The following is a 15,860-nucleotide window of genomic DNA, read 5'->3' as shown; positions in this document are numbered from 1 at the left end:
GTTAAAACACATCCGCAGGGTCGGCTTGGCGTAGCTTCTGAGTCGCAATTCCACCTGCTCCCATACACATAACAATGGTTAAGATAAACACTTGGACCATCACATCGGGTCGCAAGCTCAAAGGAATTTTGGTCAAAGAACTGAGCAGGCTATAGACCCCGACGGAGGCCACACATCCAGGCACAAAACCCAACACCGCCAAAATCATGGCTTCCTGTAGGACAACCCGTAGCAAAGCATTATCTGCAAACCCCATCGCTTTCAAGGTGGCATATTCTGGCAAATGTTCTAGCACATCCGAGTAGAGGACCTGATACACCACAATCACTCCCACCACAAAACCCATCATCGCCCCGAAATTAAGGACCGTGCCACTTGGATCCGTTTCCCAAAACGCCACTTCTTTTTGGATCAGTTCTTCTCGGGTTAACACCTGAATCGAAGGCGGTAAGGCCTGTTGGATTTGCGCTTTAACTTGCAGGGGGTCAGCGCCTGCATCCAAACTCACCAATCCCACACTGACACTCTCTAAACTCTCGGGTCCATTGCGGGCGGCATAGTTCAAGTCACTCATAATCACATGCCCTTTGGTGAACAGGGTGCTCCCTAAGGTAAACAACCCGGCAATTTGAGTGCGGCGGTTTCCCATCACCGTCGTTAACTGCGGTTTCTGCGTGATTAAATCGGGAATCGGTCCCAACCCGTCCTGAGACAGGCGGTCGTAGAGAATCGAATCGGGTTCTTTCAACTTGTCCAGTTGCTGATTGATCTCGGGCAGGGTAAAGGCAGGCTGGGTGAGGTTAAAGGCCAGAATTTTAACCCGATCTGGAAAAATTTGAATCTCTTGATCGCCCGACTGATCTTGCCCTGGAGGAGACAATAACTCGGGGGGAATCGGATGTTCGGCGGGGAGTTGCTCCGGGTTGATCCAGTCCACTTGTCCCAGGATATAGAGAGGACTCGCTGTATCTACTCCAGGGACGGCATTTGCTTGATACAGATACACCCGCGCAAAAGACTGAAATCCCAAGGCCCGAGAGTAAGACGATATCAGGAACAGCTCACCTTGGAGATGCTCATGAATTAAGGTAATGCCATCAAACAACACCGCCCGAATTCCCAGTTGGGCAAACATAAGGATATTGGCAAAGGCTACCCCTGTCAGAGCAACGGCCAAGCGAGCTTTTTGATGGGAAAGCTGCGCCCAAGCCAAGGGGCGTTCAGCCGTTAAATTGCGCAGGCGGCCCCATTTCATCCGGCCTTCTCCTGTAAGTCAATGGTGACTCTGACTTGCATATTCGTCAGACCAGCGACAATGGGACTATCGTCTTTGTCGATGCGAATGGAAACATTGACGACCCGAGCATTTTCGTCGGTCGTGGGGTTGTTATTTCCGGTTGATAAGGTCCGAGGGTCAATCTGGAGGCCGACATCATCCACCACCCCCTGGATCTCCCCTTCAAATCCACCATATTCACTGAGAATCTTGGCTCGTTGGCCTTTCCGAACCTTACTCACATCCGTTTCATAGACTTCCGCCTGGACAAACATTTGCTCGGTTCGTCCCAAATCGACAATGCCAAGCTGCGTATTCACCTGCTCTCCCACCTTGGTATTGATTCGCAAAATCTGGCCAGGGATGGGCGCTCGAACTTGCGTATCATCATAGTCAGCCCGTCGTTGTTCCACTTCAATCAACGCTTGTTCTAGCTCGGCTTGGGCAATGGTAACGTCAATGGGGCGGACCTGTTGAAGTTCAGCTAACCGAGCCTTTTCCTCTAGAATTTGTGCTTTTAAAGTAGTAACGGTTTGTTCTAAAGATGCGATTTGGGTCGCTAAGGTGGCGCGAGTGGTCTCAAATTCTTCGCGAGCAGTATCCACTTCTGCCCGACTAATCGCGCCCTGTTTAAAAAGTTGTTGACGACGCTGATAAGTGAGTGCAGCCTCTCGCAACGAGGCTTGAGCACTGACAATTTCGGCCTCTTTTTGCTTAATCTCAACGGGAAGCTGGGTTTCCAACCGGACCACAACGGCTTGCTGGGCCGCAATACCTCCCGGTTTGGCATCTCCTTGTTTGGCCTTGATCAGGCGCGCTTGTAAGAGTTTGACATTAGCTTGTGCTGCCTTCAGATCCGCGAGCCGACGATCAGCACCTTGGAGGGTTGCAATCACCTGATTGGCGCGCACGCGATCGCCTACTTTGACCAAAATCCGATTGACTCGGCTGTCTTCGGCATTCGAGACCGATAACTTGATCACATCAAATTCAGGAATAATTTTGCCCCGAGCCACTACTCGGTTAGACTTGACGGCTATAGGAGTGGGAGTAGGAGTGGGCTGAGCTTGCAACAGTCCACAGGCACTCATCAGTAACGAGGATCCCAGAATGACTATCAACCATTTGCCGTCTTGTCGCTTTGCTCCTGGGACCGTCATGCATACCTCTGAGTCAATGAAGCATCAGCTAGCTTTTCAATTGTAGACTGAGATTCTCAAAGCGTTGTTTCGCTTGAAGATTGAGTTTACTCATGAAAATGGTTGAAAACTTTATGGAGACCTGTTGCTCTGCCTAGGAAAACAGTAGGTTCTTGCAAAATTGCAGAGGGCGAGGAATCAGCCAGTATTGACGTTTGTTGACCCACTGAAAATTGACGCTTTCACTTCTCAGTCGGGGTGGGTGCCAAATATCGGTAGGTGGATCGCCAAAGTACTGACGATACGTAAACAAGGTCTGCTCATAGACACGCTGATACTTTTTGCCTTCTCGTCGACCGCCCAAACTGGGGATGTGGTGGAGAGGTTTACCTAATATTTGCCCGCAAAAGTCCTCCCAGTAAGAGTGGGTATACAGCAGATGTAAGTGCCAAACTCGATCAACAGGAGTAGCGGGGGAAACCATATGGTTGGCTGTCACGGCGAGAAAGACGAATTTTTTATACTCATCAATGGCACGCAATGTATACAAATTAGTCCACTGATATTCCCAAGCCAACTTGTAGGAGAACGGAAAAACCGCACCGGGCGGATCAAGCGGGAAGTCCAAGATCTTTTGAAACAGGTGATGCTCTGCCGCCGTCATAGCTTTTTGGTACGCGGTACTCACCATCAACACCCTCCTCCACAGGATGGTTCCGGTGGCACTTTTGGTGTGGGATAAATAACTTGCAGTTCTAAATCCAAAAAGTCGCTCAGTTCTTGGCCTATCCACCAACACTCAGCATTGGTTAGACCTTCGATAATATATTCGTCCCTTACATTTGATCCTATATAAATCATGAGTTGGGGTTCAACACTAACTTTGCCTCGGCGAATTTTTCTGTTGCTTTCGTCATAAAAATGATCGAATTCGTAACTCCGGGCATAACACAAGCGTTTTATTTGGGATCGAAGATTTGTTCTCTTACCAAGATTGGAATAGCAGACAATTTTTTTGTCATCAATGACCAACTTTTTAATTTTTTCAGATTTACTATGGCCCGCAAATGGAGATGTACCAGTAAATGCACAAGCAAGAAGGTAAAGTATGCCTACAGGAACTATGAACCACAGGAAAAAAAATAATATAAAACTAGTAAGAAGCCATCCCATGACATTCTTTACAGACAGAGTATTGGGAATGATGACCTCAAAGGCTGACTGCCTGACAGATCTTTGTATTCCATAGCTCATAAAGCTTTGCACTGTAGAGAGCGGATACGAGAGAACCAGATTTTGTTGTAGTGTTTCTTTTGAGCTTTTTTAGAGGCAAAACACGGTTGCGGATCCTTGGTGAATAAGGGGACTGGCATCAACAACTCCCGTCCTTTATGGACCACCCCCTTGAGCCACCGCAATCCAATCTTGAGATAGCTAATGCCTCTGTGCCAATGGGGATCAACCTGTTGGCGTAGCCCTTTAATATGAACAGCCATCCCCTGAGCCGTGCTGTATAGCAGTGCCACAGCAGCAATCAGGTACAGCCTCTCCAGAGCATCAGCACAGCGAATTTTCGACTCTTCAAGCTCAAACACACCAGATTTACTATCGAGGAATAATTCTTCCACCCGAAACCTCAAGGCGTATTGCCACAAGGTTTGTAACGAGGGTGATTCATCTGTAATCACTGCCCATGGTTCTTTTACGCCTCGGATATTCGCCAGTACCAAATTGCACCGATAGAGGCCATCATCCCAAAGCCCGACATTACGGTAGAGGAGAGCTTCTCCTTTGGATGGCCATAACCTACGGACTTCTCTTGGACATTGACGGGGGCCATGGAGAAGGACATCACATGGGATACGCAGACAGTAATGCCAACGGCTCTGCTGTAACCAGCTCATCAGTTGATGGTTCGCGAACCCACGATCTGCTAACAACATGACATCTGGATGCTGCCGTAATAACCAACGGGCCTGACGCAATAGCGGTTGATATTCCTCAAAAGCAACCGCCGCACTCTTGTGCTCTAATACTTTCCATAACAACGGTACTGCTCTGCCACAGCAGACAACGGATACATGAATCATGCAGTATTCATTCCATAAAACCGTGGTATCCATCGCTAGGTAAAGGCGATGGGTTCGCCAGTTCTTAAGCGCTAGAAGGACCAAAGGGACATACAGTTTGTGGACATCAATGAGCGGATTGCACAGAAAGCGTTGCCAGCGACGCTCGACACTTTGGGCTTTTTTGCTCGGCAGGGGACATAGGATTCCCAAGCAGATAAGCATAATCGTTCACTGCAGATTAAGGCGCTCACCATCCATCCCAGGGTCATGAGATGACGCAAATCTCGATAATGGCTGTGTTGACGTAAAAAGGAGAACAGTTGACGATAAATTTGGGTGGAGCCTGACATTTGAGTAACGCTGATTTGTGCTTAAATCTAGCTTCACATGTCGCTCCACTCTTTTCTCAAAGACTATGAAAATAAAGGCTTTGAGATACTTCTGTCAGGCAGTCAGCCTCAAAGGTTTCATGGATACGCCGCAATTGCACTCTAGTATATAAAGGTTGTAATTGAGTTTGATGGTAGGCTTGATGGTGAATCAGTGCCTTCAATGCAGACTGGGCATCAGGGAAGCGACGATCCAACCGAGGACTCGTCATCTGCTTGAGCCATTGTTCTAACGGGCGACTTAAACCTGTATTGTTGATTTGAATTTCACCTTGCTTTTGAGGTAAATCAGCCGGATGAACCCCCGTTGCCAGATAGAGTAGGGTCATCCCCAAGCTGTACAAATCAGAGGCAGGAACCGCTTGTCCGCAAAATTGCTCGAAGGGAATATAGCCATAACTGCCAACAATGGTGATAGTGCCGCTTTCTTTGCTGGCAACGGTCTGCACTGACCCAAAATCAACGAGGTAGACTTGACCGAGGTGGTTGCCTGAACGGTCACCCAGGAGAATATTACTCGGTTTCAGATCTCGGTGGATGACAGGGGAATTTTGGCTGTGCAAATAGGTCAAAATTTCTAGCAAGGATTCAGCGAGCTGTTTAATTTCTGCTTCACTGAAGGTGCATCCTGCCTGGAGATAAGACTCCAATGATTGGGCTTTGATATAGGTTTGGACTAGTGCAAACCCTTTAAAATCCCCTGAATCCAGGTCAAGATAGTCTCGGTATTTTGGGATAGCTGGATGAGAGAGATTTTGTAAGGTTTTGGCTTCCCGTTCAAATAATTTGAAATGGTCCCAGGTCAGAGCATCGTCAAAGTTGAGTATTTTGATGATCACCTGCTCGTTTTGCTCAGAATCTTGTGCCAAATAGGTTTGTCGACCTGCTTTGTCACTGAGTTTTTGTTGGATTTGGTAGCGATGGCCGTTGCTTACTGTCTGTAGGACGTAGCCCGGTCGGAGACCATCACGTACGATCTGATTACTCATGAGGCGGCCTCCAAGAGATCAGATCCCGGCTCAACCTTGGGCCATGACGGTTCTGTAGAGGTCTCTGGGGACGTCAATTTCCCTAGCACCTGTTGCATGTCCATGCCCGTGGCCTGCTGGAATTGTTCTAGAAAAGCAGCCAGTTTGGTGGCAGTGGCTCCTCGTTGGGCATCAATCACCGTAACATTCTGAACACTCACATCCGGGACGCTTGCCGCCATCAGCTTGGTCAAAATATGAAGCTGCTGAAACATGAAAATGTCCTGCGCTGCTGCGCCCGCCGCTTGCCAGGATTGACCCAACTGGCGCGTACCAGTAGCTTGAGCTTTGCCCTCTTCGATAATCTGGGCGGCTTTGCCTTTGGCGGTTGCGATCGCAGCCTGACAGTCTGCTTCTGCTGGGGCAATCACATCCGCCTGGAGCTGCTGTTCCACCTGACGAATCCGCTCTGTTTCTACTGCGGCCTCGGCCTGGACGCGAGCCACCTGCACCCCCACCACAGATTCCACCTCCTCAATGGCGGCCACTCGCCGAGTTAACGCATCTCTAACCCGCTTATCCGCATCAGCCTTCGCAATTTCCTCATCCCGTCGAAGTTGGCGGAGAGCGGTACGACGCAGATTGGCAGAATCTTGAATCTGCGACTCGGCTTTTGCCTTCGCTTCTGCAATGCGGGCATCCCGGATCAACTCGGCCTGTTGTTGACGCCCCAAAGAGTCTAAGTAGCTCACCTCGTCGGAAATGGTTTGGATCTGTAAACTATCGAGGAGCAGCCCCAACTTTTCTAGATCCGCTTCGGCTTCCTCCAGGAGGCTTTTAGCAAAGGCAATCTGATCGGAATTGGCTTGTTCAGGGGTCAAACTCGCTAAAACACCTCGTAAATTCCCTTCCAAGGTTTCTTTGGCAAGCTGTTCCACCTCTGCCCGTTTTTTACCTAAGAGGCGCTCAATGGCATTATGAATAGTCGGTTCGGTGCCTGCAATTTTAATATTGGCAACTCCCGTGACCGTCAGCGGAATACCACCTTTGGAATAGGCTCCCGTCACCTGGAGATCAATAATCATATTAGTTAAGTCCATGCGAAAGGTTTGCTCTAACAGCGGCATCTGCAAACTACTGCCCCCTTTCACCAGGCGATAGCCCATCGTTTGGCCGTTGGTTAGCCGCGTGCGTGGCCCCGCAAAGATCAGCACTTCACTGGGTTGGCAAATGCAGTAGAAGTTCTTCGTTACACTCCACCCAGCCACGAGGCTAAGTCCACTGAGGCCGAGTAGTAAAGTGATCAGTTCCACGATTACGCTCCTTTTTCAGATAAATGGTGAGTCAAGGACTGTTGGGGAAAAGACGTTGGCTCATGGGCTTGCGTCAAGGTGCCCACAACATCAATCCCCAAGGTGTGGTGAAGACTATCTAGAAACTGGCGCACCACCTGGGGGTAAACCTTTAGTAAGCTAGCAACGGCCTCCCCATCGCCGTTGTCCACTACGTTGACCTGATGCAAATGGAGCCGCTCAGGGATCTGGACTGCTTCCCGCAACACGGTTTCAATTTGCTGGATCAAGAACACTTGCGAGGCGTCGGTGCCAATTTCTTGCCACACCGCCGCCAACATGTCGTTGACCTGTGCCGCCGCCTGGGCATTTTCCGCCAGAATTGCAGCGTCTCCGTGCCGTCGGAGTTCTGCTGCCTGCTGTTGGGCTTGGGCTGGCAAGATCTGATCAGCCTGTAACCGCAGCCGCTCTACTTCAGCGCGCAGTTTCTGTAAAATTTGCTCTACTTTAGCCCGTCGCTCATGGGTGGCGGCCACAGTAATTTCTTCTTCCGAACGAGCCTGTCGCTCTAGCTTGGCTTTGATTTTGCGGAGTTGGTTTTCTTGCTCTAGAATTACGGTGCGATCCTGAGTCTGAGCTACTTCTGCCTGTTCTTGGCACTCAGCCTCTATTTGCTCTGCCATGGAGAGGGCATTGGACTCAGCCACCTCGGCATCCCGTAGAATCATGGCAATTCGCTGCCGTCCGATGGAGCTGAGATAGTCCACATCATCTGCTACGCTCTGGATTTTGAGAATATCGAGATGAAGTCCTAGGGTTCGCAGCTCTCGGCTCACATCTGAGGCGATTCGCTCAGCAAACTGAAGCCGATCTTCGTTCACCTGTTCGGGGGTCAGGGTTGCCACCACCCCCCGCAAATATCCAGCCAAAGTTTCTTGGGCGACTCGAATAATTTCGGTCCGCTTGTGGCCAAGGAACCGTTCAATCGCATTACCCACCACCCGTGAATCGCTGGAAATTTTGATATTGGCGATCGCCTGAATATGGAGAGGAATACCGCCCTTAGAGTAAGCATTATGGACTTCTACGGGGACTGCCATCGTTGTCACATCCATCCGTTTGACCGTTTCTACAATCGGGATCCGAATCGCCCGTCCCCCCGTGAGCACTCGATAGCCTAGGCGCTGTCCTCCCTGCGTCTGCCATTTGCGGCCTGCCAGAATCACGACCTCGTTGGGTTTACAAATGACCAGAAAAGACTTTAGAAACCAGATGCTAACTAAACTACCCAAAACAGCGACAGTCAGAGGTAATCCTAAACCCCATAGAATTGGGGGCAAGGCGTCTTTGAGTGGACGCTCGATGGTCCAGGGAGAAGGTGTCGGTTCCACTAACTGAGCCAAGCTGGTCTCTAATTTGCGGGTATGAATGAGTTTCTGAGTCATCGCAAAATACCTCTCATTGCCTGTATCGAACAACGCTAAATTTGATGGGGAAATTGTGTGGAGCAGACTAAATAAGGTCTCTTAGAAGAGGGTCAATGTCATCTCCATTGCAATCTATTGGGGCCAAGCTCTGTAAACTATCCCTGGAAACGACGAAAACACAGTTATCTTCAACAGCGACAACAAACGCCCCATCACCCAGTTCAAACTGCTCTGATGTATAGGCAAACGCCCGAAGATTGAGGACGGAATCGCCGATATTGACTCGGACCTTACCAGGGTGGCGATCTGCAAACGGAATGTCTACGACTCCATAGGAACCAATCAAATGTTCTGCGGGTAAGAAACTATTGACCCCCTGGTTCCCTCGGTGAAGCCAAATCAGCCCGATCACCCCAACCCCGCAACTGATGCCAATCGCAATCGAAAGACCGATCATTACAAACATGAACGCTTACCTCGAATTCAATGCCTTGACCGTGATGGGAGAACACTGACCGCGTCCAGCAGTGTCGCAGGTGAAGGCAAGCGTCGAACCATCTGGGCTAATTCGAAACACGAGTGCATCCGGTAAATAACTGGGATGCCTAATGGTTGTCCCTGCGTAAACAGGGTTATATCCCACAATCAGTAACCCATTTGCTGATGGACGCACCCGCATCCTCTGCACAACGGTATTGGTTTTTCTAGTGGCGAGATTAAAGAATCGAGTCCGCATCCAGCCTGAGTATCCCCGCATGAGCAATGTGCTCTCATGGACGATGCCCCCAGCACTGAACTGTAGTTTCCATCGCCCTATCAGAGGAGTGACTTGGGCAATGTGGACATTTTGTGGATCTGCCCTGCTGGACACTCGCGTGCCAGTTGTAGGGAAGGCTTGCACCGTTAGAGTAGCGCTGATCACCTGTGCAGCGCTAAGCAGCAGCAAGGCACCTCTGCTCTTGGAGGTAGATCGCCAAAATTTTGCAATGGGTCTCATCGATGACTGCCTCATTAGTCGATGTTTCAGGAAAGTAGTGTGGACTGTGCGGCAAGAACCGCTCTGGGCTGTTATGGGAAATTAGCTCTTGGCAACGCTCAACTATCAAAAGGGCCAGTACCAAAAGGGCCAGTACCAAAAGGGCCAGTACGACCCTGGATTCAGTAAGATAGAAGTCAACCGCTATATCTCAGCAAAAAATCAGCATTAAGCCTTGTAAATGCTTAAATAATGAGCTTTTAACCGAACTTTTGATCTGAATATACTCATAAAATCATCATAATATCCACAAGTCAAGCCTAAAATATCATCATGGCACCATCCAATCGGGGGAAACCCTCTTTGCAAACTTCTGAAAAAGGCTTAGTACAAGCTCAGCAGACCTTTAAACAGCGTGGACTGACTCGGCAGGAATTAGCTCAAATCTTAGGAACTGATCGGTCTGTGGTGGGTAAGTTTCTGCGAGGGGAAAAAATCTGGTCTCAGAAGTTTGAAGAGATCTGTGATTTTTTGGAGATTCCTTGGCAGGAGATTGCGGAAGGGGTTACTCCTGTCCCCCACAGCGTTGCGAAAGGATCAGATATACACAAAGCGCGACAACAATTGCAGCGTTATATTGAGCAGCGATGTGGAACATTACGCATCCTAGGTATGGTTAAGGCGCGGCCCGTAGACGCCATCTATACCCAAGTGCGGGTGTCACAGGGAAATAATGTTTATCCTTTAGCCGGAGGTCAGGGGCAGAGTAGTATCCCCTTGTCCGAGTCGCTGACCGGGGAAGAGGCAGTTGCAAAATATCCCCACCTCCATCTCTTAGGGCTGCCCGGATCAGGAAAAACGACGTTTTTAAAGTACTTGGCTCTGCAATGTATACAGGGATATTTGCTGCCGCAATGGGTGCCCATTTTTGTCGCCCTGCGAGATATTGCTCAATTGTTGAAACAGCAGAGCCTCTTTGCCTGCATCAGTGAAATGTATCAGCAAACCTGTGGGCTGGATCCGGCTTTGCTCCGGCGGCTCTTTGATCAGGGTTCCGTTTTGCTGTTGTTAGATGGCGAAGATGAAATTCCCCTTTCTCAAGCTCAAGCCTTGGCTTTAAAAGAATTTGACCTGTTCTATCAAAATCGAGTGGTGATCACTTGCCGGACCGCAGCCAGTCGTCAGGTCTATGAACAGTTCACCCAAGCCACGATTCAGCAATTTACCGATCATCAGATTCGAATATTTTCTCGGAACTGGTTTCACGATAACCCGACTCAAGCTGAATCTTTTATCACATGGCTAACCACCCACGAAGCCAACTTTAGACATGAGTTTGATTTAGCCAGTACGCCTTTACTGCTCACCCTGCTCTGTATTGCTTTTGAAACCGCCCGAGAACACCCCCAGCAGCGCCATCAAATCTATGAAATGGCTTTTGAGCATATCCTGGGAGATTTGAACCATAGCCATATTTTGCCAGAGGTGGCAGTCATCCCCAGCAAAACCTATCAAGAGAAATTGTCCCTCTTCAAGGCTATTGCTAGAACAGCATTTACCGATGAGGGCAAGGTTTTTCCAGCGTCTAGAGATTTTATCCGTCGGGCTGGAATTGATCTACAAGATCACGGTGGCTTATCGCCGACTGGGTTTTTCCGAGAGCTGGAGGCAAGCTACGGACTGATTACCCAAGATTCTTGGAACCATTATCGATTCTCCCATCTGTCTTTTCATGAGTATTTTGTGGCGTTAGCGCTCTTAGACGAGATTGAAGCGGATGCTGAGTCAGCCTTTGCCCTTCTGTTTCGCGACCATCATCTGTTTAATTCGGATTGGTATGAGGTGTTTTTGTTTGTGGCTCAGATGCTCCGATCTGAGCAAGGTGAGGCTTTTTTACAGAGGTTCAAAGCCAAACTGATGGGTTACTTGCAAGAGCAGAATGACAGGGCGTTGGCCCAGGTGGAAGCGGGAGGTGCGATCGCAACCCGTATCATCTATCTCTATCAGACCCATGCAGATAGTCCCCCTCTCGCTCGCGACATTTTAGACCAGCATCCATTGGAATCGGCGCTCACCATCAGTGCCTTTTGCTCAGACTACTATTACCGATTTGATCCTGCTCGTCGAATTAGTCGTGTGTTTGAGATGGGCTATCAGTTCAACCATGACTTAGTTTTAGCCCACTGCTTCAAATGCAATCTCAATCCAACCCAGAAAAAAAATCTCAAAGCGGGTCAGCACTTTGATTTTGCCGATGCCCTCGTTCATGTTTGGCATCAACCCGATCTGCACCAAACCAATCAGCAACTTGAGACGATTGATCAGGTCCGAGCTTTATTTTTTGACTATGTTCTCCAATATCCAGACCGATTTTCTCAAGCTTGTCAGCAGCACTTTAAAGGTGAAGTGAGCCGACTGGACCAGATCGCCCAGTTATCGCCCATCCAGGCGATTCTCGGAAAAAGCAAACTTGTGGCCGAGATCTCTCAGCCAGATCAAGAACAGCATCCGTTTCTGGGGTCTAAACAATATCGATTTCCAACCCTGGCCTATGATGATGCTGAAGCAGTAACGGCCCTCAGTCACTATTACTATGGCTGCACATTGCTCTGCGCTTGTCTCGCCTCTGCCAAAGCGACTAACTTGCATCAGGAAATATTGCAGGGTTTGTTTTGAGTCGACACGATGTAAGCGTGTCCCCAACGTTGGTGCCAAACTACTTCAGCAGAGGGACTTCATGTGCTAGTCAGTTAAGCCAAGCAAGCATCAGCATGAACTCTTTTCATCACTTACAGGGTTTTGAGATATTCAATTAATGTCGCCTTATCTTTTTCAGGTAAATTGGTTCCGTACAAATGACCCTGATTACTATTTGCTACTAAGGACGTGTCGTACTTAAATCCAACCTTTTCAGCTTCCGCACCTTGCGAAATAAAGCCAACGGCGTCGGGGTCATAGACATCGTAGCCTCGATAAAACACTGGCGTCCGGGCATCTGAGGTTTTGAGTAAATCTTGCAGGCTAGGTACTGACCCATTGTGCAGATAGGGAGCTCGTAACCACAACCCATCTAGACTCACGGAGAGATAGCCATCGGTTTTTCGTAACTGATCAAAGTCGTAGTCGTACCCTTCCGCAAAGGCGTTGTATTTATCCGCTGCTTCTTGGGTCCACATGTCCAGTCGGTGGCGATCGGTGCCGACTTCCTGCTGGGAGATAACGGTGCCCGTGCGCTCACCGCCAAAGGCATGGCAAGTGGCGCAGTGCTGGTCAAATACCTTTTTGCCCTTATCGGCGGCAGCTTGATCAATGGCAAAGGGAAATTTGGGTGGATCCAGCTCCGTGATATATTTTTCGACCCGTTGTAGCCCTTCAATATTGATGGATTTACGAGTGGCTCCATCTCCCAGGGCACCGGTATTCACCGTTTCTGTGAGGGAGGTTTCCAAACCATCCCAGTGCAGAGCAAATCCTTGATGTTGCTTTTGATTCCAAAGCGACATCATATCGGAGTTGCCAATGGTGTCATCTATAGGGATGTCTAGCATATTAAATTTCACGGGGTTAAAGGGATCGATACGCCCCGGTCCCCAATTGGGTCGAGAATTGCTCCAGGCAAAGGATTCGCCCTGCTCCAGCATTTCCTTGCGGGTCGTGGGAATAATCAGAAATCGGTAGAGTAACTTCTCAAAAGCTGATAAGGAATGGTTATATTCAATCTCAGGCAGAATGTAGTCCGCTGTAAATCTGGGATCTTGGGCACAAGCTTGAAGAAAACGCACATAGCCCAAGGAATTAAATTTTACCGAGGGGCCAGCTGGCACAATGATGGGATTGTCCTCCGGTACTTTGCGATAGGTTGCTGAATGGCAGACGGCACAGGTAATCCCTTGGCGAGGAAAGCCAATCGTCTTTTTAGAGACACCTACCGGGGTTTCCTGACCGGGTTCCCAGGTGAAGCCTAAGGAGGTATAGCCATTGGGTCCGGGTAAATATTCCGGAAAGAGGCGGGGGAGCACCATCCAAATCCAGTAAGGAACACCTTGGTCATTCTCTGTCCCGATTGATCCATACTTAAAATGTTCGGCTGGCGATTCGATATAGGTGTCCACTTCGCGCAGCAGATTGTACCAGCCAATATAGACCACCGTGCCCACGAGCAGGCCCAGAATCAGTAAGGTGGTGGCGATCTTTTTGCCCAGATTTGAGGTTAGCGCACCCATAGTCTTCATTCCTTGATAACGTCAGCAACGATCGGGCATTCGACCCTCTTGCTAATCTGCTTGAACTCGGCTTTTAAGGCCCCAATTTGGCCCCGTTTGTCGGCCAACTAGACCGACTCAGAATAGGATTGGTTTGCAAGAGCCGCTTTGTCTTGCATCGCCAAATACAGCAAAATGCCCTCTGTGACCCCAAAAATCAGATCCACAATGGCAATAGACAGAAAACCCAGTTCTTGACCAAAAAACAACACGGCAATTAGGAAAAACGAGGCTCCACCACCCCGAGTGACCAGAACTGACATCCATGCCGTCGCTCGATATCGATACGGATCCAGCGCTCCCGGAATATATAGAATGCTAATTTCCAAGAGCAATAACCCTGCTGCTCGCACCCAAATAATTGGGATAGGGATAGTCATCCTGAGGAGAGAGAGCAGCCATTCCGGGAAAAAGCAGGTAGGAATAATAAATAGAAGATTGACGGCGATGCCCAGCCAAACGACGTAGCCAAACCATTTTGCATAGGGATTTTGTGTGCTCACTTGACTGGCTCCAACTTCAGGTAGGTAAAAATAGATAGGTATGATACGGACCTTAAAGGGTCTTTAAATACTCGATCAGAGCTGTTTTGTCTGACTGAGATAGAGTGGTTCCATAGAGATGGCCTTCCTTGCCATTCCCCGGCAGCGACGTATCATATTCGAAAAATTTGCTGCCGTTAGCTGTAGCGACGTCCGCCACAAACCCCACTTTGTCTGGATCATAGACATCATTGCCCCGATAAAACTTAGCTGGGCGCTGTTCGGGAGGATCGAGCAGATCCTCTAGGGTCGGGACTGAGCCGTTGTGGAGATAAGGCGATCGCAACCACAATCCGTCGAGGGGATGGTTGGCATAGCCGTGGGTTTTGCGGAAGTGGGTAAACCGCTGATCTTCGCCTTTATAGGTAATCCCAGCAAACAGCGTGTACTGATTCGAGGCAAATTCATAGGTATAAGAATTTAAGCGGCCTGGATCGGTGCCAATTTCTGCAATGGGTGTCACGGTCCCTACCCTTGGACCGTCAAAAGCATGGCAGCTGGCACAGGTGTTGGCAAAGATAGATTGCCCCTGGGCAGCCAGCTCTTCATTTACCGGATAGGGATAAGGCGGGGCCGGGAGATCCAACAACCAGTCAGCCACTCGGGTAATGGCATCCAAATTAATATTGGTGGGGGAGACCAGGGCTAAGGCAGCACTCTTATTCCGTTCTGCTACAGAGGTATTATCACCATCCCAATGGAGCTGCATACCCTCCCGGGGGCGCTGCTGCCAAACACTAGGGAAGTCGCTGGCCGCTCCCTCAATTTCTTCAGGAGGGAGGTCGTCTAGATTGATATTAAAGGTACGGGTTTTATAGGGGGTAAAGGTGTCTACTCGCCCCGGTCCGTACTGGGGCTGATCCGATAAAAAACTGAGCTTTTCGGCTTGGATACTGAGCAAGGCCCGAGTTTGGGGAATAGCAATATAGCGATAGAGCAGAGACTGCAAGGGATTCAGATCGGCTCCCAAATCCTTGATATAGGGCATCATTTCCCGAGCATTAAACCGAGGATCATTGGCAACGCCGGTGATAAAGCGAAAATAGGCCGACAAATTAACAGTGTTAGACGGCATCGTCGGAATGGCTTGGGGTAGGCCATCAGAGGTGTTGCGAACACTACCCACATGGCAAAGGGCACAATTGTTGGTCACCACTTCCAACCCTAATTGGGTATCCTTGGCAAACCCAATGGGCAGATCTTGCCCCGGTTCTTGAATAAAGCCGAGCTGGGTATAGCCAGTTCCAGGGGTGACGTAGTCCTCCGTGGGTAGGTACTCCGGGAACATCACCGGCATCACTTGCCAAATCCAATAGGGAATTCCCATGGTGGAGGCACCGCCAATCGAGCCATATTTAAAATGGTCGGTAATGTCCGTGTATTGAGGGGACCGCGCCGTCAACAGGGGCCATGCCAGACATAAAACGATCACTAAAACTAGGCTAACCAGCCCTAGGGCTAACCGCTTGAAGTTACGACAGACTTTTGGGAAAAAGGGTGTACTGCTCATTGGGATA

The 15,860-nt window shown here is 49.3% G+C and carries 14 protein-coding genes; 1 reads left to right on the top strand and 13 read right to left on the bottom strand.

Going from position 1 to position 15,860, the window contains the following annotated elements; genetic code table 11:
* Window position 1 precedes the first annotated feature (1 nt).
* The 10 genes from ON05_RS14320 to ON05_RS14275 form a co-directional block, all read right to left on the bottom strand.
* The gene (locus tag ON05_RS14320) at window positions 2-1,255 is read right to left on the bottom strand and encodes an FtsX-like permease family protein (protein WP_010481719.1); all 1,254 of its coding nucleotides are present in this window, start codon (window positions 1,253-1,255) and stop codon (window positions 2-4) included.
* The gene (locus ON05_RS14315) at window positions 1,252-2,436 is read right to left on the bottom strand and encodes an HlyD family efflux transporter periplasmic adaptor subunit (protein WP_010481721.1); all 1,185 of its coding nucleotides are present in this window, start codon (window positions 2,434-2,436) and stop codon (window positions 1,252-1,254) included. Before ON05_RS14315 ends, ON05_RS14320 begins: the two co-directional genes overlap by 4 nt.
* A gap of 133 nt (window positions 2,437-2,569) precedes the next feature.
* On the bottom strand, window positions 2,570-3,106 hold the full coding sequence (locus tag ON05_RS14310) for a hypothetical protein (protein ID WP_010481723.1): 537 nt from the start codon (window positions 3,104-3,106) through the stop codon (window positions 2,570-2,572).
* Window positions 3,106-3,669 (bottom strand): hypothetical protein, encoded by a 564-nt coding sequence (locus ON05_RS14305; protein WP_010481724.1) that lies wholly within the window; start codon window positions 3,667-3,669, stop codon window positions 3,106-3,108. Before ON05_RS14305 ends, ON05_RS14310 begins: the two co-directional genes overlap by 1 nt.
* Window positions 3,666-4,709: a transposase gene (locus ON05_RS14300; RefSeq protein ID WP_262561514.1), complete on the bottom strand. Its 1,044-nt coding sequence runs from the start codon at window positions 4,707-4,709 to the stop codon at window positions 3,666-3,668. Before ON05_RS14300 ends, ON05_RS14305 begins: the two co-directional genes overlap by 4 nt.
* Before the next feature lie 184 nt (window positions 4,710-4,893).
* Window positions 4,894-5,865, bottom strand: a complete 972-nt coding sequence (locus tag ON05_RS14295; RefSeq protein ID WP_010479034.1) for a serine/threonine-protein kinase — start codon at window positions 5,863-5,865, stop codon at window positions 4,894-4,896.
* A complete protein-coding gene (locus tag ON05_RS14290) occupies window positions 5,862-7,157 on the bottom strand; it encodes a flotillin family protein (protein ID WP_010479032.1) in 1,296 nt (431 codons plus the stop codon). Before ON05_RS14290 ends, ON05_RS14295 begins: the two co-directional genes overlap by 4 nt.
* A gap of 2 nt (window positions 7,158-7,159) precedes the next feature.
* Window positions 7,160-8,581 carry a flotillin family protein gene (locus tag ON05_RS14285; protein ID WP_010479030.1) on the bottom strand — a complete coding sequence of 474 codons (1,422 nt, stop codon included), beginning with the start codon at window positions 8,579-8,581 and terminating at the stop codon, window positions 7,160-7,162.
* Between the two features lie 67 nt (window positions 8,582-8,648).
* Window positions 8,649-9,029, bottom strand: a complete 381-nt coding sequence (locus tag ON05_RS14280; protein ID WP_010479028.1) for a hypothetical protein — start codon at window positions 9,027-9,029, stop codon at window positions 8,649-8,651.
* A gap of 6 nt (window positions 9,030-9,035) precedes the next feature.
* Complete coding sequence (locus tag ON05_RS14275; protein WP_029315562.1) at window positions 9,036-9,560, bottom strand: hypothetical protein; 525 nt, start codon at window positions 9,558-9,560, stop codon at window positions 9,036-9,038.
* 312 nt (window positions 9,561-9,872) lie between these two features.
* Here ON05_RS14275 and ON05_RS14270 point away from each other — a divergent pair, with 312 nt between their 5' ends.
* Window positions 9,873-12,215, top strand: a complete 2,343-nt coding sequence (locus ON05_RS14270) for an NACHT domain-containing protein (RefSeq protein ID WP_010479024.1) — start codon at window positions 9,873-9,875, stop codon at window positions 12,213-12,215.
* 113 nt (window positions 12,216-12,328) lie between these two features.
* Here the strand turns inward: ON05_RS14270 and ON05_RS14265 are convergent, their stop codons facing one another.
* The 3 genes from ON05_RS14265 to ON05_RS14255 form a co-directional block, all read right to left on the bottom strand.
* Entirely contained in the window at window positions 12,329-13,762 is a 1,434-nt protein-coding gene (locus tag ON05_RS14265; protein ID WP_010479022.1) for a c-type cytochrome, read from the bottom strand.
* Window positions 13,763-13,869: 107 nt separating this feature from the next.
* Complete coding sequence (locus tag ON05_RS14260) at window positions 13,870-14,304, bottom strand: hypothetical protein (protein WP_010479021.1); 435 nt, start codon at window positions 14,302-14,304, stop codon at window positions 13,870-13,872.
* A gap of 52 nt (window positions 14,305-14,356) precedes the next feature.
* On the bottom strand, window positions 14,357-15,853 hold the full coding sequence (locus ON05_RS14255; RefSeq protein ID WP_010479019.1) for a membrane protein: 1,497 nt from the start codon (window positions 15,851-15,853) through the stop codon (window positions 14,357-14,359).
* Window positions 15,854-15,860: the final 7 nt, after the last annotated feature.

The organism is Acaryochloris sp. CCMEE 5410 (assembly GCF_000238775.2).
Taxonomy (GTDB): domain Bacteria; phylum Cyanobacteriota; class Cyanobacteriia; order Thermosynechococcales; family Thermosynechococcaceae; genus Acaryochloris.
Note: the sequence above shows the minus strand (reverse complement) of the source record. Positions and strands in the feature narration are given on the sequence as shown.